Annotated in this window: 14 protein-coding genes and 1 pseudogene; 13 read left to right on the forward strand and 2 right to left on the reverse strand. The window is 39.0% G+C overall.

Annotation, left to right across the window (positions count from 1 at the left end; translation table 11 throughout):
- Positions 1-40 precede the first annotated feature (40 nt).
- From ABVT42_RS04180 to ABVT42_RS04195, 4 genes are all read left to right on the forward strand, one after another.
- The gene (locus ABVT42_RS04180) at positions 41-799 is read left to right on the forward strand and encodes a sulfotransferase family 2 domain-containing protein (protein WP_353873883.1); all 759 of its coding nucleotides are present in this window, start codon (positions 41-43) and stop codon (positions 797-799) included.
- A 607-nt stretch (positions 800-1406) separates the two neighbouring features.
- On the forward strand, positions 1407-1763 hold the full coding sequence (locus ABVT42_RS04185; protein ID WP_353873884.1) for a hypothetical protein: 357 nt from the start codon (positions 1407-1409) through the stop codon (positions 1761-1763).
- A 4-nt stretch (positions 1764-1767) separates the two neighbouring features.
- Positions 1768-4632 (forward strand): immune inhibitor A domain-containing protein, encoded by a 2865-nt coding sequence (locus ABVT42_RS04190; RefSeq protein ID WP_353873885.1) that lies wholly within the window; start codon positions 1768-1770, stop codon positions 4630-4632.
- A 230-nt stretch (positions 4633-4862) separates the two neighbouring features.
- Positions 4863-6584, forward strand: a complete 1722-nt coding sequence (locus tag ABVT42_RS04195; RefSeq protein WP_353873886.1) for an alkaline phosphatase D family protein — start codon at positions 4863-4865, stop codon at positions 6582-6584.
- Between the two features lie 149 nt (positions 6585-6733).
- Here the strand turns inward: ABVT42_RS04195 and ABVT42_RS04200 are convergent, their stop codons facing one another.
- Entirely contained in the window at positions 6734-9322 is a 2589-nt protein-coding gene (locus ABVT42_RS04200; protein ID WP_353873887.1) for a polyprenyl synthetase family protein, read from the reverse strand.
- 289 nt (positions 9323-9611) lie between these two features.
- Here ABVT42_RS04200 and ABVT42_RS04205 point away from each other — a divergent pair, with 289 nt between their 5' ends.
- From ABVT42_RS04205 to ABVT42_RS04245, 9 genes are all read left to right on the forward strand, one after another.
- Positions 9612-10076, forward strand: a complete 465-nt coding sequence (locus tag ABVT42_RS04205; RefSeq protein WP_353873888.1) for a hypothetical protein — start codon at positions 9612-9614, stop codon at positions 10074-10076.
- A gap of 866 nt (positions 10077-10942) precedes the next feature.
- Entirely contained in the window at positions 10943-13918 is a 2976-nt protein-coding gene (locus ABVT42_RS04210; RefSeq protein WP_353873889.1) for an NAD(P)-dependent oxidoreductase, read from the forward strand.
- Between the two features lie 198 nt (positions 13919-14116).
- Positions 14117-15250: a glycerate kinase type-2 family protein gene (locus ABVT42_RS04215; RefSeq protein WP_353873890.1), complete on the forward strand. Its 1134-nt coding sequence runs from the start codon at positions 14117-14119 to the stop codon at positions 15248-15250.
- 318 nt (positions 15251-15568) lie between these two features.
- Positions 15569-15727, forward strand: coding sequence for a hypothetical protein (locus tag ABVT42_RS04220; protein ID WP_353873891.1), 159 nt, complete (start codon positions 15569-15571; stop codon positions 15725-15727).
- Positions 15728-15793: 66 nt separating this feature from the next.
- The gene (locus ABVT42_RS04225; protein ID WP_353873892.1) at positions 15794-16444 is read left to right on the forward strand and encodes a hypothetical protein; all 651 of its coding nucleotides are present in this window, start codon (positions 15794-15796) and stop codon (positions 16442-16444) included.
- Between the two features lie 53 nt (positions 16445-16497).
- Positions 16498-17097, forward strand: coding sequence for a PPC domain-containing protein (locus ABVT42_RS04230; protein WP_353873893.1), 600 nt, complete (start codon positions 16498-16500; stop codon positions 17095-17097).
- Positions 17098-17497: 400 nt separating this feature from the next.
- Entirely contained in the window at positions 17498-18307 is an 810-nt protein-coding gene (locus ABVT42_RS04235; RefSeq protein ID WP_353873894.1) for a 2OG-Fe(II) oxygenase, read from the forward strand.
- A gap of 141 nt (positions 18308-18448) precedes the next feature.
- Positions 18449-19294 (forward strand): 2OG-Fe(II) oxygenase, encoded by an 846-nt coding sequence (locus ABVT42_RS04240; protein WP_353873895.1) that lies wholly within the window; start codon positions 18449-18451, stop codon positions 19292-19294.
- 399 nt (positions 19295-19693) lie between these two features.
- The gene (locus ABVT42_RS04245; RefSeq protein ID WP_353873896.1) at positions 19694-21322 is read left to right on the forward strand and encodes a methyl-accepting chemotaxis protein; all 1629 of its coding nucleotides are present in this window, start codon (positions 19694-19696) and stop codon (positions 21320-21322) included.
- A 216-nt stretch (positions 21323-21538) separates the two neighbouring features.
- Here the strand turns inward: ABVT42_RS04245 and ABVT42_RS04250 are convergent.
- Positions 21539-21712 (reverse strand): annotated as a pseudogene (locus tag ABVT42_RS04250) (PPC domain-containing protein); the annotation flags it as partial.
- Between the last annotated feature and the right edge of the window lie 61 nt (positions 21713-21773).

Below are 21773 nucleotides of genomic sequence, written 5' to 3' on the forward strand. Positions count from 1 at the left end.
TTATTTTATTTTTCGCAGTATTCTAATAATAAATCTGACAATGATATCTAATCAATTTAAGTGCATATTTGTACATGTCCCCAAAACTGCCGGCCAAAGTGTCGAACTGTTTTTTCTTAACCTCCTTCAACTTACCTGGAAACAAAAAGATCAACTATATATTAAAAAAAATAGCGATCCTCAATGTGGTCCATCGAGATTAGCCCATTTAACTGCCAGTGAATATGTTGATTGCGGGCATATTGATCAATCAACATTTGACAGCTATTTCAAATTTGCTTTTGTCAGAAATCCTTGGGAGCGCTTGGTTTCTGAATATCTTCATAAAAAAATTGATCGAAAAATGTCACTTAAAGAATTTGTCTTTAACGGCCTGCCAGTAAAAAACAATTTCTGTGATAAATATCGTCATATCATTCCACAATACAATTACTTGTTTGATAGCCAAGGCAAGCAGCTAGTAGACTTCATTGGTCGATTTGAAAATTTACAACACGATTTCGATTGGGTTTGTCAACAGCTCAATATTGCACAAAGTGAACTACCTCATCGTAATTCTTCTTTTAGTCCGCGTCGTTTATTGTTGCGTAAATTACGCCATTTATTCTCTAGTAATAATCGAATTAAAAAGCATTACACCGAGTATTATGATAATGAGCTACACGATTATGTTGCCAAAATGTACGAGGTTGACATTGCTCAATTTAATTATAGCTTTAGTAACAAGGACTTTATTACTTCGACAGTAAATCACAATAATGCTCGATTATCAGATCGCATTTTAATGCAAGACAGTTAAATAATAACGACAAACATTCAAGTCTATAAAAGGTTTTGCTCACCCAACTAAATTAACCCCATGCTTTACACTGTGTCGGTGTTAAAAATATTGGCTTTAAAACGACATAAATTCAATATAAAATCGGTTAGTGGTTGACTTAAACCAGTACTTCTTCATCAGTTTTTCACACCGTTTCACTCTTGAATTTCCTCTCTTATTTAGCAAACACAATGATTTAGCTACAAAATGTTACTTGTGCTACGATTTTAAGTCCATTAGGATAGGTTGTATTGGCTAATAGTTAGCCAACAAAGCCATATTAATGGTCATTCATCACCTATTATCAAAATGATATAAAGCCACAAATTTGTGCGTTAAACCTGTCAACAAATTAGGAATGTTATTCATACAAGAAAAACCAATATTTAATACCAAAAAACAGAATTTTATTTATTTTTAGCTTGTAAAATATAATTTTATTATATTTTTAACAGAGTTCAACAAATCATAAGTTAATCGAAATTTCAATTATAAATAATTGTAAATTATTGCCGATATAAAAGCCTGGTAAAGCATTTTCTCCTGGGATAATATCTCAAAACTGGTATATATAGGACTGTCTATTTTGAAAAACCGAGCAAAAACATTTTTCGCCATCACAGGGATGGCAACATTATTATTCGCCTGTCAATCTAGTAACGATAGTAAAGACACTACACAAAACACCGCCACCGACACAACGAGTTCATCAACGACTGTGACAGAACAGGCTCCGCCTCCTTTGATGAAAACCGATCCTGAAATGCCAAATTGTGCGCAAAGTTCTCCGCCAATTTTGGACACCAGTAAAATAGAAAATATGTTAATTAAAGAAGGAAAAATAACAACAGAGATGGATCAAAAACAGCGACAAAAAATTGTCAATGATTATATAAATTCCAAAAGAAATGCTTACAAAATGTGTAAGCCCAAGGGGAAATAGCACCATGATCAAATTGAAAAATTTCTTCGCTCAATCAGTTGTCGCAGCCTCGCTTGCTGCCACGTTATCGATCACTACCGTCAATGCAAAACCAGAACGCTCTCTGTCATTAAGAGATCCGGGTACCGTTAATCAGGAAAGAATCCTTTATTGGTTAAAAAAGCGCGGCGAATTATCTGAAAACGCAACCTATGCTGAGCAACAAGCCGCCTTAACTCGTTTCATAAAGCCAGAAACACTGAGTAACCAACAGTACATTAATCGCTTGAATGGCAAACTAATGTCGAATTTGCCGATGCGTTCATCTCACGCAGGCCACGCTCACGCCGGACACACTAAAAATGCTCAAGCGGTCCCACATGAAGTAAAAGTATTAACAATACTCATTGATTTTCCTGATTTACCACATGATGATAATCGATTGACCGCCAGTGATACTAATATGTATTACGCTAGTTACCCTAAAGAACACTATCAAGATTTAATGTTTTCCCCAACCGGATTTACCGGACCAAGTGGGCAAAACCTACAGTCTTCACGTCAATATTATTCTGCAGAGTCTGGTGGCGAATTTGTATTTAATGGCACCGTTTATGGTTGGGTTACCGCAGATAAAAATGCGAGTGAATATGGCGCCAATGATCCGGATAATAATGACTCAGATATTAATACGGTCGGTTTAATCAAAGAAGCGGTAACCAAAGCCGTTGCCGAATATGGGATTACATTGAGTGATTTTGATCGGTATGATCCAACAGACTTGAACAAAAATGGCATTCTTGATGAACCAGATGGATATATTGATTATTTAATGGTATTTCATTCCAGCATTGGTGAAGATGCCGGTGGTGGAGTCTTGGGCACCGATGCTATCTGGTCACACCGTTGGAATGTAAATAACTATTTAGTACCAGGTGGTGATGGCATTCGTGCACATGACTATACCGTGCAACCGATTGATGCCGCAATTGGTGTTGTCTCTCACGAATTTGGTCATATGGTTGCCAATTTACCTGATGAATACGATACCAACAATAATGAGCCTGGTTCACCTGTCGGTACCTGGTCAATTATGGCAAGTGGAAGTTGGGCCGGTACCACGATTCCTGGCGCAATGCCAACAGGATTTAGTCCACAAGCCAGAGAAACACTACAACAAAAGTTTGGTGGTAAATGGATCAATCAACAAACAATTGAGTTAGCTGATTTAGAAGCAGGCGATCAAACTATCGATCTGGTTGAAGCTGTAAAACATGATAGCGGTATTAATCAGGTTAAAATCAATTTACCCAAACCGGTTTCAATATTTAATCCAAGTGCAGGCAACTACTTTTATTACTCCAAGCGGGGTGATTCTCTGAATAATACCGCCAAATTTAATCTGACCATTCCGACGGGCAGTAGCCACACGCTAACAATGAAAGCGCAATGGGATATTGAAAAAGACTGGGATTACGCACAAATATTAATTGATGGTGTCGCAGTGGCAGGCAATCACACCATCGCGACTAACCCAATTCCAGATCAATATCCAAGCGAAACTCATTATCAAACGGTCACCAATTACCTGTCAGAAAAATCGAGCAAAATTGGTGAAAACTGGGTTGATCTGACCTTTGACCTTTCTGCCTACAACAATCAAACTGTTGAAGTCACAATCAAGTACTACACCGATGCCAATACAGGCGGCTATGGTATTATGGTAGACAGCATTGCACTTAATTCCGATGGCAACAGCGTCATCGTGGCCGATACTGAAGTTGCCAACAGTGTCACGCTGGCGGGATTCGAGCGCATCAGCCAGCATCAAATTATTGGTGAAGACCAAAACTATTACATTCAGTTACGCAGTCATAACAGCGTAGATGCTGGATTAAAAGCTGAAAGCTACGATCACGGTGTTTTAATGTGGTTTGCTAACAAGGCATTTTACAATAATGAATCATCGGTTCATCCCGGTGAAGGTTTTTTAAGTGTCATTGATGCCGACCAAAATATTATTTCCGATGCAACTTACGGAATCTGGTGGACCTATAACCAAATTCGTGATGCCATTTTTAGTTTATATGCGCAATCGGAAAAAGCAGCCGATAGTAACCTGCAAGCGATTTCAATATTTGACGACTCGTTCGATTACTCAACACCAGAGCAACCTGAGTCTGGTGTTGTATTACCAATTAATGGCTTAAAAATGGAAGTATTATCACAGGAAACCGATAGTACAACTGCACAAATAAAACTGTCGTTAGCTGGCGAATTGACTGCGAGTTTCACCGTTAATAAAACGGGCTTAAATGCCACTTTTAGCGACACCACTCGCGGTGGTAAAGGCAATCGCACCTATAGTTGGGATTTTGGTGATGGTAACACCAGCAGCGAAGCGTCACCAAGTCACACTTATGCGCAATCAGGCAGTTATACTGTAGCGCTGAGTGTTACCGATGGCGAAAATACTACCAGCACTTATCAGTTGGTGGTCGATATACAAGCTGCCGCCGCACCGGTTGCCTCATTTACCTCCACCAAAAGTAATTTAACGGTTAATTTAACTAATACATCAACCGATGGTGAAGGCACATTAAGTTATGCTTGGGATTTTGGTGATGGATCAACCAGTACCAATCAGTCACCATCACATACTTATGCTGCAGCAGGAACTTATACCATTACACTAGTCGTTACTGATTCATTGAATCGTACCAGCGAGAGCAGCGCATCAGTTACAGTCAGTACACCGCCCGCACCTCCTCCAGCACCAGAAGAAAAGAGCGGTGGTGGTGGCAGCATGGGTCTGTTATTCATGCTGTTCCTGGCTTTATTAAAAATCTCGACTCAAGCCAGTGAAAATCGTAGACACTGGGTAAAATAGTTAAATTTTGTTACTTTGATAAGGGCCTTTTTGGCCCTTTTTTTATGCTGCCGAATTGAGTCTTATCCGCTATCCATACCATTTTATCTATCCATTGTCAGATTCATATTTTCTGCTATTACAAAACTTCTCGTTTCAAATAACTGACATCCATCGTTCATCGACTTGTCACACCTTACGCTTAAGGTCTAGCCACTTTTCTTATTTAATTAATCAGATCCTGAACGCTTATGTCAAAACTTACTCGTCGTGAATTTGTGCGCAATTCACTTATGGGAATCAGTACAGCGGCTATCACTGTGGGGTTATCGACCTCATTAACTGGCTGCTCATCTTACGATTTAATTAACGCTGACTTTCTACATGGCGTCGCCAGCGGCGATCCACAAAGTGATCGTGTCATTATTTGGACTCGAGCGACGCCAAAAGATCCAGCGGTTGATTCCGTCGCGATTTTATGGGAAGTAGCCAGTGATGCAAATTTTGATCAGATAATTGCCCGAGATGTTGTCAGTACTTCGGCATCACGAGACTTTACCATTAAAGTCGATGTAACCGGATTATCAGCAGCAACCATTTATTACTATCGATTCCGCTCGCGTAATCATCGTTCGCCCGTAGGAACGACCAAAACACTACCAACCGGATCAATCGATCAGGTCAAACTTATTGTTGTTTCCTGCTCAAATTACCCTGCCGGATACTTTCATGCTTATGGATTGGCGGCGCAACAAAGCAATATCGACGCAGCGATTCATTTAGGCGATTATATTTATGAATATGGCCGTGATGGCTATGCCAGTGAAGATGCTGAAGCACTTAACCGACAAGTTGAACCAGCTCACGAATTAATAACTTTAGCCGACTATCGAGCGCGTTATGCACAATACCGTACCGATAGCAATCTGCAAGCATTCCACCAAGCTTTCCCAATGATCGCCGTATGGGATGACCACGAAGTTGCCAATGATACCTGGCGTGATGGTGCGCAAAATCATGATGATAGCGAAGGTGACTTTTATGTGCGCCTGGCAGCAGCACTGCAAGCCTATGCCGAATGGATGCCTATTCGCCCGCCCGTCGATACCAACATTTCATCATTGTATCGAAGCTTTGAGTTTGGTGAATTAATTAACTTGATAATGCTCGACACCCGCATTATCGGACGAGACAAGCAGCTCTCCTATGCCGATTATTTCTCAAACACTGGCGAGTTCGACTATCAACAATTTAATGCTGACCGCTATTCAGATAGAAGTTTATTAGGAAGCAATCAGTTAACCTGGCTAAAACAACAACTCGATACCAATCATCAGTGGCATGTACTTGGACAACAGGTTTTAATGGGTGAAATGAATTTACCTGGCGCAATCGTCACAGGTCAATTATCACTTGCAGAATTTTTTGAGTTAGCCAAATTGGCCGAAATTGCCCAAACCAATCCTGAAGCACTCACTAATGAACAAATGCAGTTACTGCAAGAGAAAGGCCCTTTACTGCAAATGCCGCAACTACCTTATAATCTGGATGCATGGGATGGCTACCCAAAAGAACGTGACGAGATTTTCAATCATACGAAAAATAATAATTCAAACTTAATTGCACTAGCAGGCGATACGCATAATGCTTGGGCCAATGAGTTAAACACAATAATCGAGGGCGATATCGTTGTAAGAAACGGATTCGAATTTGCAACGCCCAGCATTTCTTCACCAGGTGCTGAAAGCTTTTTAGGGCTATCAACACCCGAAGCGGTTTTGCAAGCCGAAACAGCATTGCGTCAATTAGTTTGGAGTTTAAAATATACTAACCTGTCTAATCGCGGTTTTTTAACCGTCACCATTAACCGACAAGCAGCGACTGCTAATTGGACGTTTATCGATACGGTAAAAGCATCATCTTATCAAGAGCTCATTATCCGTCGTCATGAAATGGCGGTTATTCATCAATAGTGTTATTGGTGCTGGTTTTTATTAATTAGTCGAAGACTTCACTGCGTTTTTAAACGGTGAAGTCTTTAACTTTAGACATTTTAACCAGGCATAGTTTAAGCTTACGTACTTTAGCTTTACATACTTTGGCTTTTACACATTTAAAAAAACTAACGATCCCGATAAATGACAAAATCTGTTAGCTGTCGCATAAATGGTCGAATCACTTTAAAATGAACGAGTAATTCACTGGCTTGTTGATGATGGTGATATAGCTTTTGTAACGCACCGTTTTCGCCTAAACAAGTCACAAAGGAAGCTTTTTGTATTTGATTATCTTGATTAACCGGCTTTCCTAATTGTTCACTACAACCTTGAAAATCCAGCAAATCATCCTTTATTTGAAAAGCCAGTCCTAAATGATAGGCAAACTGTTTTAAGTACTGACGGTTTATATCATTTTCTCCAGCTAAAATGGCGGGAATCACCAGTGAGGCTTCAATCGCTAATGCGGTTTTTAACTCACTGATTAACGTCAGGTGCTGAACATCGGTTTGATAACAATCCGATTGCAAATCAAGCCACTGCCCTTCACAAATGGCTTGAGTAATGCTCGCCGCATAACTCAAGGACTTAAGCACTAAAGCCGCATCAAACTTATCCATCTGGCTCTGCACCTCTACCGCACGCATCATTAAGTAAACACCACTTAATTCAGCAAAAGCTTCACTTTGATAGTGATGATGCAAACTCGGTTGTCCACGACGAAAATCAGCATTATCCTGCGACGGTTTATCATCAAAAATTATTGAGGCAGTATGCATATACTCAAGCATTTGCAACACCGCCACACAATCAGATTGTGCAAAACCGTACTCTTCCACACACATCATATAAGCTAACACCGAACGCATTCGCTTACCGCCTGCACGTAGACTATAGTTACACCCCTGCTCTAGTTGACTATTTTCCAATTTAGCGTGGCGTGTTAACGGAATAATTTTATCAACGGTATTCTTTATAGTTTGATATTTTTGCCGAAAAGCGACTTTCTGCTGGTTTGACTGAGTAAAAAACCGAGCAACTTCTCGGCTGATTAATTTGTCAAACCAGGCAACATCATTTGGCGAACGAACTAATTGATTAATCACACCGTTAAATTCAATATTATCTGTCACCAATAGTTTTTCTGATAAACGCTGATATGGTGAATTCCCCAGAGCATTTAATAAACTTTTATGTGCATTAATACTTCGTTCAAGCAACAATTGCTTGGCCTGAGGCTGATTTTGATAAACATGATAAATTAAATAATAAACCACTGCCCAATAAAATAGGTAAGGATTGGTTAATGATTGAGATGATTGAGTTATTGTGTTGGTTTCTTCCACTTGCCGATAATAATAGGTATAAGGGGTGAGATTTCCTTGCGCTAAATCGTCAAATATATCTTTGATATCATCATTAAATTGATTATAAATTCCAAAACAAAAAGTATGATAATTAAAATTCTCATCAACCTGACAACTGACAATTTCTTTGGCAATTAAGCGGCAGCCTGCAGATTTTAAAATCACAGGTAAAAACAATTCATCTAGAGAATAAGTTGACTGGTTTAAACTTCGTTGACGATCAATATCCTGAGCTTCAAAAAAGATATAAGCCTGCTCAAAAAACTGCTTTGCCTGCATAGCAGACAAGCAAGTCTTTATTGTCTCAAAAGCTTCACTTAACGATTGATACACAAAGCGCATTGCCGCCTGATTCTCTGCCCTGAATGGCGGGCATGTGACCACTTTGCCCTGGATCAGACTTTGTCGTATTGCTTGATTAAACTGTTGTTTTTCTTGCTGACTCAACGCTGTTGCCGAATCTTGCAGATCATCGATAAACGGATAAGTCAGTCCATAGCTATAACCCAGTTTGATCGCTTGAGCCAGCTTTCTACGACGATCCGTTCGATTTAAATCAGCAGGCATTGCTAGTAGTTGATGAAGTACCACACCTGCAATAATTTTAACCAGTTTACGCATTGCATGAGTGGCATCAATGCCTTGTGGCAGATTATTTTGTATCTTAGAAAGTTTATTAATCAGCCAAAAGCAAGTATCTTCTACGCCATATTGTTTAGCTTTTTTCAGTAGCCAATACTGATTAAATTCGGTATCGATTTCATCTGTTTTATCTCGCTGATGGGAATTCACATTTGTCCGTATCCAGCGGCTGATTTGTTTGACGGTAACTGCAATATCTTTGCGTGTCTTACGATGATTTAACGACTGTCCTAAGTCACGCATAAAAATATAAGCTATAGACTTGTGCAAATACCGATTCAGCTTTCGTTCAGCGATAAGTTTTTCAAGAAAGGTCCAACTATCTATCTTGGTTGACGAGTCTGATTTCTTCGACGACTTAGACAACTGCAAACTAGCGGTATGGGGCTGTGTGTTATATTCAAAATCAGTTGCTGATTTAACAAACTGTTGTGAAGTCAATTGAATTGAAGTCTCAAATTTTGCTTCTAGGGTAGACAGTCCAACAGTCTCTTGCTTAGTATAATGTTTAGCCCATTGTACATAATCCTTACGTAACCGATCTAAATATTCGCCTTTGGCAATAACTTGCTGTAATTCCGTTAAATACCATTTAGCTCTTTTCTCGGCTTTGCTATAAACACAGGTATCAATATAATCACTTGTTAAATTTTCAAACCGATCAAATTGAGTGGATTTTTGGTTAAATCTAGAGTGATTCTTCAAGCAGCTACTCTCCCCTATAAATTTTAATGCGTGCGCCACTTTCAACAAAGCAATATATATACCAAAAATATCTTATTGATTCTAAAGGATTTATATAAATATTCATATGGGTATTTACATAAAAGTTTAATGAAATTGACCAAGTTTAGCGGGATCATACTATAAAATGAGATAAATCAAACATCGCTTATGTGTCTATACCAATATAAATAGCTGGCGGGTTTAATCAGGATTGTCTATTTTTAAAACGTCTGGTTGTCAATTTAAACCATCAATATGGAAATAAACCATGATTTATAAATTCAAAACCGCCATACTACTTTGCATTACCAGCTTTTCGATCAGTGCCAGTAATTCTCAATTAGCCGATAAAATTAGTGATGAGGTTGTTGATGCATTAATTGAATCCCACGCCAAAATGATCAACACCAACATTCTAAGCGAAATTTGTCGTAGTCCCCAATATTTATCGATTAACTATGCCGCCAATAAAATACGTTCAGAAATAGCCGAGAAAATAAAAATTGTCGCTACACAACGTAAACTCGAACAATATAATCTAACAGAACTAATCGAAATTACTTCACTAGAATTCCAGGCTTTTTTAGACGGTACACGATACGGTGCATATGTCGCTAAAAACTATAAGCTGGGCACATTAGAAAATGAATGCTCTAAAGAAGTACAACTAACGCTACAAGCCTCACAGAAAAAACTTTCTGATGAAGAAAGCTATTTAGTCGTTAGTCGTTAGTCGTTAAGCAAATTAACTTAGAGACTAGCCAAGCAAAAAAAAACCGGTTTGGGGTAAACCGGTTGAATACATTTAGTTTTAGCAAGTTCAGTACTAAATGTCGAGAAAACTGTCGTTCATCATGCCTTTGGCAGAAAATCTTTTAAAACAATAATTAATCTGAAAATAATTTAAAGACTAATATGATTTTATTCATACAATAAATGAAACCCGTTAAATATATCTTCGACTTAAAACACAAATAATTGAGGTTTTTTTTCATTTTTTTTAAACTTTTTTACAAGCGCTTTTATTTTCAAACAATTAGCTTCAAAATGTTTTTTAATTTAATAATCGGTATTTTCTTGACGCTATATAAAACATCTCTTAAACATTTTTTGCTTTTTATTATTAATCAATATAAAAATGGTGGCATGTATAAATGCGAGTGTTTTAAAGTTTAAAAAAATAAAAAATCCACTTCAAAGACAACAAAACAAGATGCAACCAAACAACTTGACTATACAAGCAAATTAATTTTTTAAAACCAAAATACTTTATCGATTTATCACAAAACAAGAAAACAAAAAGCAGTATTATTCAAAAACGCGATAACAAAAATATCGTTAACTCACATTTCTTCCGGTAAAAGATCCCCAAATCAGCATTAATTGGTCAATAGGAATTGACAAAATTCACTCATCTTTGGCTTAATGGCTAACTTTTTAAATCCTAACCAGCAGAAAGTTTATTTTTTTGCATATATAACCTTAAAACCTAAGAGTATTTCTAAAATTTGGCGCTATCTTTTAAAATTGCGCGCAAATTAAAACAATAAAGAAGAATGGCCTTTTTTGTAATCCAGAATTATAGCTAGGAATGATAATATGACAGATGTTCACCAACTGAAAGCACAACGACAAGCTTCATTAGACGCTACGCAATCAGGGGCTCCTGCAAGAACAACCAACCAGTTTTTTGGTGTTGGTCCAATTACCGATATGACAATAGATGAAGTTGATGCAAGATTATTGCAGTTTCAATTTCATAGTTGGGTAGAACAAAATTACCCAAAACTTGACGATAAAGGCAATAAAATTGGTCAGTTTACGACCGCAGAACTTGCTCGCGGTATGCATCGTGGATACCCCGCAGATAAAGTTCTGTTAGATATGATGCGCGAGATTCATCGCTATTTTGGTTTTCCAAAGAGCAATAAAATGGCGGTTGGCTTAGGGGGTGGACATAGTGGTTTCACTGTTTGTGCTATGCATCTGGTCAACCCTAACAATGCTGATCAACTGGTTTATGTCGATACACCAACCCCAGAAACCGAAGCCGGTATGGCAGGTGGATTCTTCCGTCAATCCTGGGGGGCGCAACTGTTAGAAATGCAACGCTATGCGGCAAACGGCGACGAAAGCAGAATTCTATTTGCTGACGGCGAAGGCAGTATTCCTTCGACTGATTCATTACTAGCGAAAAAAGTAAAACTTTTCATAGGTGTTGGTCATGAAACAACTGGCGCTACCACTTATACCGAAGATGAAGTTAAAAACCTGCTGGCCTGGATTGACAGTGACCCACAAAATCATCATGCCGTTATTGATGGTACTTCAATGTTAGGCGCAATGCCTTGGTCAAATGATACCGTTGAACAGGTTATGACTAAGTGTTGTATGTTTATGCCTTTCCAAAAAGCCATTGGTGGTATTTCAGGTTATTTCGTCATTTCTTTGACCCCTGCCGCCGTAGAATTAATTGATAAAAACCAGGAAGATCCATCTTGGCCAATTCCACGTCAGTTAAAAATTGCAGTGCCGGTTGATGCAAAAAAACCATTAAGCAGCAAAATTACCACCGCATTAGGTCCACTTTACAATCCTGAAGACGATAAAATGCAGGGTGGCATCATCAACACTTTCAGTACCCTGGCATTTGCAGAAACAACATTTGGTTTACTGCGTAGTGAACGACGTTTAGGTAATATTCAACAATTAAACGAACTATCAGCCAAAAATCGTAAAATTGTCAATGACTGGGTGAGTCAAAACCCATTATTTGAACTGGGTGTTGGCGATATCGAAAAGCGTGGAGCAGCAGTTACTTTACTTAAAGTCAACGATCCGGATATTACCGATGCAGAAATTCATGCAAAGATTATTCTTCGTTCAAAACAAATGCTCGGTTACGAAGGCATTACTCATACTAACGGCTGTTATGAAAAAGGTCTTGATGTAGCACGTTATGTCAATGCGTTCCCCGGTACGCCTGGTGATTACCGAGCCTGGATTGGCGGCGTACGTCCACACGAAGATATCAGTGCATTACTGGATAATATTGAATACGCTTACCATCGAGCTAAAATATCAGTATTAGAAGATTTATTGGCAGAACAAGGCGAAACATTCCCGCAAGAAAATGATAGCTCAGAATTAACTCGCCAAGATGATCCGCAAAGAGCGTATAAAATACTGATTGCTGATTTAGTTGGTATGCGCTTTGATGCTAACGGAAACCCTGACTTTAGCGAAGTAAAAGCCCATATTGAGGCCAAGGGTGGTCAGTTCCACGAAGGCTCAGTCGAGTCGGCTGGAGAACTTGAAAAAGGTAAATTGCATTTCTTCTATCAACCTGATTTAAGTACAGAAGAAGAGCTGCTGGCTCAAACTGCGGATTCTCAATATGACGCACTGATTGCTGCAGCAACATTCTTTCCTGCGCAGTCAAAATTTGCATTTGGCGGTGTGAGAATAGGCGCAGGCACCGGTAACATGGGCAGCGATAGCTGGGGCGGTGGTAACGGCGCAGGTGGTGAAGCACCATTGATGAATACCCCTAGCTTCAATTCACGTGCAACCGCACAAATGGCAATTAAAGCACTACTTAAAGTTTGTCCGGATTTACCAGTTCAAACCATGCACGATTTAGTTGTGGCAGGTGATTTTGACACGGGTAAAAACCTGTGTGAATACCCTACCGAAAAACTGGAAGGCAAAAAACTGGCCGTATTAGGTTATGGCAACATTGGTCGAGAAGTCGCTCGACTGGCTCAGGCATTTGGAATGAGTGTCACTATTTACGCCCGTGAAAAGCACCAAAAATGGATTGAATCTGAAGGATTCAACTATGCTTCAACCATTATTGAAGCCGCAACCGGTGCCGATGTAATCAGCCCGCATACAGGGTTGGGTGCAAAAGATGCAACAACCGGAAAATTTGCTAACCAAGGTATTTTAAATACCGAAGTGTTTAATGCATTAAACGATGGTGCGATTGTTGTCAATTATGACCGTGGTGAAATCATTGACACAGATGCACTCGACAGTGCCATGCATACTGGAAAAGTCCGCTATGCGGCAATCGATGCCGATTTGTTTAAAAACGCGGAGACAGGTGAGTTAAGCGGTCCAATGCTGCCTTATTTAAATGTTGTTAAAAACCATCCTGAAAAAATGGAACTTTTACCGCACGCAGCAGCCGACACAGAACACCTATCACGTGTTGAAGGCGCCAAGCAGGCCGTGAATCAAATTTTTGATGTTATCCAGTTTAAAGTTGTCACTAATGCTGTGGGAGATATTCCTGCGGGCTATACCAGCAATGGTGCGAAAACAGTTAAATGTGTTGGTAAAGTTACCGCACAAGATTTAACTGGTGCAGCATTTAATGCCCAAGAAGTTGCCTCTTTAAGACAGCTTTCTGAGCAAATGGCAGCCTTTTGGGGGGCAATCGATGCCACTATGGATGCAGCAAGAAAACAAGAACTACTGGATCGTTACGCCGCAGAAATGATATTAAATGCAAATACCTATGCCAGCCAATTAGCAGCACTGGGATTGCAAGGCCCTGTTGCGGAATAAGTTACTGAAAAATATATTGGCTAAACTTTTATCAAAGTAAGTTTCAATATGTAACTTTGTGAATAAGTAATTAACAAAGTCAGTAACGACAATGTTCTTAGCAAAAACGTCGCAAATTTTCGCGGCGTTTTTGTTTTGAGAAAAAGCGCTTTATCGCTACAGTCATGAGTTTTTGTTCAATTCATCAGGAAAATTGTCATGAATCAAACAATTAAAAATCAACTTATCCAGCTATGGCAAGCCGGTGTAAATGCAGTTTCCGGAAAACAAGCCGTTATTCAGGCATTTAAAAATCACCCTGACTTTCAACCCGACTTGATTATTGCAGTGGGTAAAGCTGCCAGTGGTATGTGCTTGGGTGCACTCGATGCAATATCGGCTCCCTGCCCCGCAATTGTGGTGACTAAGTACCATCATACTGATCCACAATTATCGGCGAAACCAGATGTAGAAATAATCGAATCTGCGCACCCGGTTCCCGATGAAAACTCATTGCTTGGTGGAAAAACTATTCTACAAGCCGTCTCTCAAATGAGTGAAAATTCAAAATTACTTTTGCTGGTTTCTGGCGGCGCTTCGGCTCTCAGTGAATGTTTACCGGAAGAAACCGGTTTACAGGATTTACAAAAAATCACGAATGAAATGCTGGCATCAGGTCAATCAATAGCGGCCATTAACGCCAAAAGAAAAGCCCTATCACAAATAAAAGATGGCAAGTTATTAGCACAATTTAAGGGACTAGAAGCACTGGTTTTTGCAATCTCTGATGTAGAAGGCGATGACATTCAAGTCATTGGTTCAGGCACAGGCGATAGCCGATTAATCAACCATAAGGCGCAAAGTCAAATTATTGCGTCGAATAAAATTGCGCGAGATGCAGTTTGTGCGGCAGCACAAACACTTAATTTACCGGTCAATCTCAATCAAGAAACCCTATACGATGATGTTTTTAGCATTGCGCCTAAAATTGCCGATGCATTAACAACCGGCCAACCCGGTGTTTACCTGTGGGGTGGAGAGCCAACCATTCAATTACCGGCCAATCCTGGCAATGGTGGACGCAATCAAAGTCTTGCACTAGCGGTGGCAAAGGAAATTCAAGGTAAAAACAATATTCATTTGCTAGTTGCAGGCACCGATGGTACTGACGGCCCAACAGATGCAGCAGGTGGTATTATTAACGGCCAAACATTTTTAATTAATTCGCAACAAGCCGAACGTGATTTACAAAATGCCAATGCAGGTGCTTATTTACGCGAAACTGATAGCATCTTCATTTCAGGACCAACCAACACCAATGTTATGGATCTTGCTATCGCAATTATTGAATAGCCGTTAATTTTAACGGCTGTTTCTTTATTTTTTTGGCGTTAAATCGCCCCATATTAGTCAAATTTTACAGCTATTCCACAAAAGAGTACCGTAAATTAATTTATTTTTTTAACGCGATTAGCTAGCAAGTTCTATTTTTATTCAATTATTTTTCACTTTCCTATCAGCTTTTTTGTTATAAATTTCGTGTGTTTTCTCATGGCTTAGCGACCCTCTGATACGCCGTGACCAGTCACAAGAAATACGTGGGATAAATCCAATAACAATAAAACAACAATAATAAGCGGTTAATTCCTTTAATCGCTTCAGGAGAATAATATGAATAATACAAAGATGAAAATGTCACTCATCAGCCTTGGAGTGCTTTCCGCTTTAAACTTAAATGCGGCTGAACTGTTCAATACCCAGAAAACATTTACCCAAGCAACGCAATTAATGGCTAGCAATCCAAGCATTAACCAGGCTTACACTTACTAGGCAAACACCAATGCTTTAAGCTTAAGTACCACTAAACTCACATTAAATTTATTTCCAGAACTTGAATTGTTTGCAAATAAAACTGAAGCTTATATTAACAACTCAGGTAGTTTAATTTGGAAAGGTAGTGTTGCATCCAAAAACAATTCACTGACCTCAAAAGACTATACCGACTCTGTTATTTTAGTCATGCGCAATAATAAAATTTCAGGGACGGTTCGCTATGATGGACGTCTTTATAAAATTGAACCAACCGCAAATGGTTCACATCTGGTTTCTGAAATCAACGAAGCTCAAATGAAACCCGATCATCCACCAGGTGCAATGGCAGAACTTGACGCTCAAAGCGCACCAACTACCATTCCTGAAAATACACAAACCACTCAGGTTCAAGCTAATCCAGTGATTCGCGTATTAGTGCTCTACACCTCGGATGTGGCGCAAAACATGCCAACGCTGGTTGATCTGGCTGTCGAAGAGACTAACCAAGGCTATGTTAACAGCGGCGTTAATGCCACTGTAGAACTGGCTCACTTACAACAAGTTAATTATACTTCAACCGATATATCAACCGACTTAAATCGGTTAAAAAGTACTTCTGATGGCTATATTGACGAAGCACACCAACTACGCGATCAGTATGCCGCAGATGTGGTTATGCTTATGGTTCCCGATAAAGGTTCAGCTTGTGGTAAGGCAGCAGCGCATTTGCAGTAACTGCCGAAGATTGTGCGACAGGCTATTATTCATTTGGGCATGAGATTGGGCACTTGCAATCAGCGCGATATAATCCAGAAACCGATTCCAATACAACCCCATTTGCCGATGGACATGGACATCAAGACACTGAGAAACAATGGCGTACCGTAATGTCTTATAACTACTCACTAAGTTGCCCCAGAATCAACTGGTGGTCTAATCCTAATAAAACCCGTAATGGACGTTCCATGGGAACCACTGCTAAGAGCAATAATACCCGCATACTCAATTACACCTCACCAACTATTGCAGGATTTCGTGACGGAGGAACGACACCTCCGCCACCGCCGCCGGGCAATAATGAACTGGAAAATGGCGTAGCAATAAACAATCTTGAAGCCACCAAAGATAATGAGCTTAACTTCACTATGCCAGTACCAGCTGATGCCTCTAACATTTTATTTGAAATGTCAGGTGGTTCAGGAGATGCCGATCTTTATGTGAAGTTTGGGTCTAAACCAACCAACTCAAGTTATGATTGTCGTCCTTATAAAAATGGCAACGTAGAAAGTTGTAGCTTTAACGCACCTGCTGCAGGCACATGGTATATAGACCTTTATGGCTATAGCATCGCCTCAGGTGTCAGCTTAAACGTTAAAGCAAACCCTTAAAGCATGTTGCATGGTGCTCACTTGTACTAAATAATGCTTGAAACGCATTTTAGTTATTACATAAAACGTCAAACAAAGGAAAGGGTTAAGTAGGCCCTTTCCTTTGATGGATTATGCAAAAACTTAAATTGTCTCGATAAAACAGCAATCATTTATTTGATACGCTGAATCGAATAAGGTTATAGAAAGGTCGCATTTAGTCATTTAACGTCAGTTAAAAACTAGCAGAAAATGGCCGTTTCCCTAAGGTTTTAGCAATAAAATCGAACGACTCTAACTCACTATAGAATCCGCTTAGAGACAAGACTGGCCAAGTACTTAGGTAATAATGCCGTTGATTTTAGCATTTGAATAACGGTATTTTATTTTTTCATGGATACAACATAAGAACAGCTAACCTATGACAACTACAAATCAACAATGGTCCAACGGTGTTTCGGTTGAGCAACAATATACCACTCAACAAACCACTAATCAGACACAAACACCGCAAAGTGGTCAATCACAATCTGTGCCATCTGCTAATTCTGCCCCCAATAATGGCAGCACAGCCAAAACGACCACCAACATTCTTTCAGCCATGCCTAACATGCAAAATGGTGGCGATAAAAATATTCCTATTTTGATGGCGCTGAATAATCCGCGTATTATTCAATTTGGTGAGCTACTTACTTCTCAAGAGTGTGATGAATTAATCGAATTATCGCAATCTCGATTAAAGCCCTCTACCGTGGTTAACCCAGTTAATGGCAATTATGATTATGACCCTACTCGCTCAAGCCAGGGCTGCTTTTTTAAGCGTGGAGAGTTTGAATTGATTCAACGCATTGAAAACCGAATCAGTCATTTATTAAATGTCCCTGTAACCCGTGGCGAGCCAATTTCTGTTTTAAACTATATGCCCGGTGAAGAGTATCAGCCGCATTGGGATTATTTCGATCCCAAAAACCCTGGTAATGCACGCAGCTTAAACCAAGGTGGTCAGCGCTATGCCACGCTTATTATGTATTTAAATGATGTTGAAGCTGGTGGTTCCACTATTTTTCCCAAAGTTGGCTTGAATGTGTTACCCAGAAAGGGACACGCGGTATTTTTTGCCTATGCCGATCATGCGGGTAATCTTGACGAATTATCCTTACATGGCGGAAGCCCAGTAGAAAAAGGTGAAAAGTGGATTGCTACCAAGTGGCTAAGGTTAAATGAATTTTAAAACTAGTGTGGCTGGCAATAGAATTTATCGAATGAGAGCTAACCTTTTATCAACATTTGAATGCAACCGATAAATTAATTATCGCAATTAAGCAAAATAACAAACTCAGCAATCGTTGCAAAAATTTTCAGGATATCGACAATGCGATTCGAAAACTTACATGATAATACCCAAAAATGGATTCGTGCAGCCGTTAATGAAGGCCACCCTGCCGAAGCAATTATTTATACACTGCATACCGATGGACATCCTCAAGACATTAATGAAGCCGTTTATCAGTATTTACAAGAAATCTACCCTAGAGAGCAGTCACCGCTGATTCCAGATCAACTTCGCTCCACCGAAAGCACCCGATTTGCTTATGATAAAGAAGTTCAGGTGTTACTGACACTTGACCAGCCCCACGTTATTTTATTTGGTGACTTTTTGTCGAGTGAAGAATGCGATCAGATAGTTGCCGACTCAAAACCCAAATTGCGCCCTTCAACGGTAATTAATGCGGTTTCAGGTTCCTATGATACGGATAATCAAATTAGAACCAGCTATGGTTCATCGTTTAAACGAAAAGAAAATGACTTGGTTAAACGCGTTGAAAAGCGAATCAGTGCGCTAACCGGCTGCCCAGAAAAACATGCGGAGCCTATACAAATATTAAATTATGCTCCGGGCGCCGAATACAAACCACATATGGATTATTTTGATCCAAAATTTTCAGGCAACGCCAACGTTTTGGCAATGGGTGGTCAGCGCTATGCCACACTCATTATGTATTTAAATGATGTTGATGTTGGTGGTTCAACAGTATTTCCTAAAATCGGCTTAGATATTCTACCGCGTAAGGGTTGTGCTTTATATTTTGCTTATGCCAATCAAAATGGCTGGCTCGATCACCGTACACTACACGGCGGCAGTCCGGTAATTTCTGGCGAAAAATGGATAGCAACTAAGTGGATGCGCTTTGATAAATACACCGGCCCATTAGCTTAAATTCTCATTAATATACTAATACAACAACTGATAACTAATTATTCATTATCCTATTCAACAAAGTCCATTACAATCATCTGTCAGTAAACACAAAACAGGCAGATGATTTAAATCTCAAATTAACGCTCATGGTAAAAGTATTTTTTATTACTTAACCATATTAATACCAATTTTTATATTCTTTTTAAAATAACAAGATAAACTAGTATGTCATCATAAATCAAACCATGAGTCGATTAAAAAAAATACTAAACCATTTAAATATCCAACCACTGCAATTAAAAACGCCCCTTCTATAAATCAAACTATGCCATTTTTTAATATCTAATTGACGAAAAGACATTCAACATCTATACCTAATATAAATATAACTTGATAATTTATTTTAGAGATTCTTCAATGCAATGGCAAAACATCAGTCTGAAATGGAAACTGTTTTTACCAATCACAGTCATTATTTTATTAGTTACTTTACTAACCATTCAACAACTTTACTCTACCCAAAATCTATCAAAAGATTTTTTTGGTGTCTATGAAAACTATATGCCATCACTTGACCTGGTATTAAATGCGGATCGAGATTTATATCAAGCCCAAATCGCAGAACGAACAATTGCCATGGGTAAAAGTACCAGCAAACTACTCAGCGATCACAGTGAAAATATTCAGCAAGTAAAAGACCGTCTAAATAAAACTGCCACTTATGACATCAAACCTGAGACAAAACAAAAAATTAAGCAAATTTTAAATGCTCTCAATAGCTGGGAAAAAAACTCTAAGCAAATGCTCAATGACTTAAGTAATAGCAAAATTAGTATCTCCCAAGCAACTCAATTGAGCACACAATCTTTAAATGCCGAATTTGAATCAATGCGTGATATTCTTGATAAAATTGGTGAAGATTTATCAAGTACATCGAGCACTTTGGCGAGCGCGGCCAAACAAACCAGCCAGTCAGCTATTACATCAATTATTATTTATTCAATGCTAACTTTAGTTTTTGCTATTGGCATAGCAGTTATCTTTCCGCGCATGATTTTAAACGCCTTTGACAATTTGCGAAAATCACTTTACGACTTGGCAAAAGGTAATGGTGATTTGACAAAACAGTTACCGGTTAATGGACAAGATGAAATTGGTGAAGTCAGCAAGACATTTAATCAATTTTTAAACTCACTACGCAATGTTATTCAAAGTATTGCTGAAACATCTAATCTGATTCAAAACTCTTCCTTAGATTTAAATGGTGTGGTTGAACAAAACAAATATACTCTCGATAACCAAGCTGAATCGATTTCACTCGTCGCAACAGCCGTTACTCAGCTAAGTACGACCATTGGTGAAGTTGCAAATAATGCACAGGAATTAGCGACAGAAGTGGGCAAAGCCGATAGTAAATCTACCGAAGCAAGCAGTATATTTTTACAGTTTATCAAAGAAATCACAGAGCTAGCTGCCAATGTGAATGATTCAGCAGAGGTAATACAGCGTCTAGAAAGTGAAGCCACCGGGATCGTTGTGGTACTAGATGTAATCAAAGGCATTGCCGAACAAACTAACCTGTTAGCCCTGAATGCTGCAATCGAAGCAGCCAGAGCAGGTGAACAAGGGAGAGGATTCGCCGTTGTCGCCGATGAAGTACGCTCACTTGCCAGTAAAACCCAAGAATCAACCCAACAAATTAATGAAATTATTGCTCGCTTACAAGTTGGCGTACAAGAAGCAGTTTCAATAATGAACACCAGTCAGAAAAAAGCCGACGTCACTCTTGAATCATCAAAGAATGCACAAGATAACTTACAACAAGTCACCAACCTGCTCTCATCAATCAATGATCGTATTTTACAAGTGGCAACAGCTGTCGAAGAGCAATCCTCAGTAGTTGACAATATCAATGAGAACGTAGAAAAAATAAATACCGATGCCAATCAAACCGTAGCGCAAGGCTTGACGGTAAAACGTTCGTGTAGCTCACTACTCGATGCTGCTGAACAATTGAAAGGTAATGTTAGTCGTTTTGTTATTTGAGTAAACTTCACTTGATACTAATAAAAAATGAAGAAAACTCATCCTATGTCCCCTAAAGTCACCTCGAACTGTTATGACTAATTGACATTTGGTAATTCTGCAATAAATTCATTTAAGCCAACATTATTTTAAATAAGTCTTAATAATTGATAAGCAAACTAACCATAAAGAAAGAACGCAATTAAGCGTTCTTTCTATGAATGAAAAATCCTTTTTTTATGGATTGGCCTTTACATTTAAAGTTACCCCAGAAGCGTCACGATATCCGCGAAGATCTATATACCAAGTACCTGATGCAGGCATGTTAAAGTTACAACTTTCAACATTACCATCTTTATAAGGACGACAATCATAACTTGAATTGTTTGGCTTCGACCCAAACTTCACATAAAGATCGGCATCTAATAAAAATACTTTTAAATATTTCTAATAAAGATCGACAATTTCACTC

The sequence above is a fragment of the Aliikangiella maris genome (assembly GCF_040719265.1).
Lineage (GTDB): Bacteria > Pseudomonadota > Gammaproteobacteria > Enterobacterales > Kangiellaceae > Aliikangiella > Aliikangiella maris.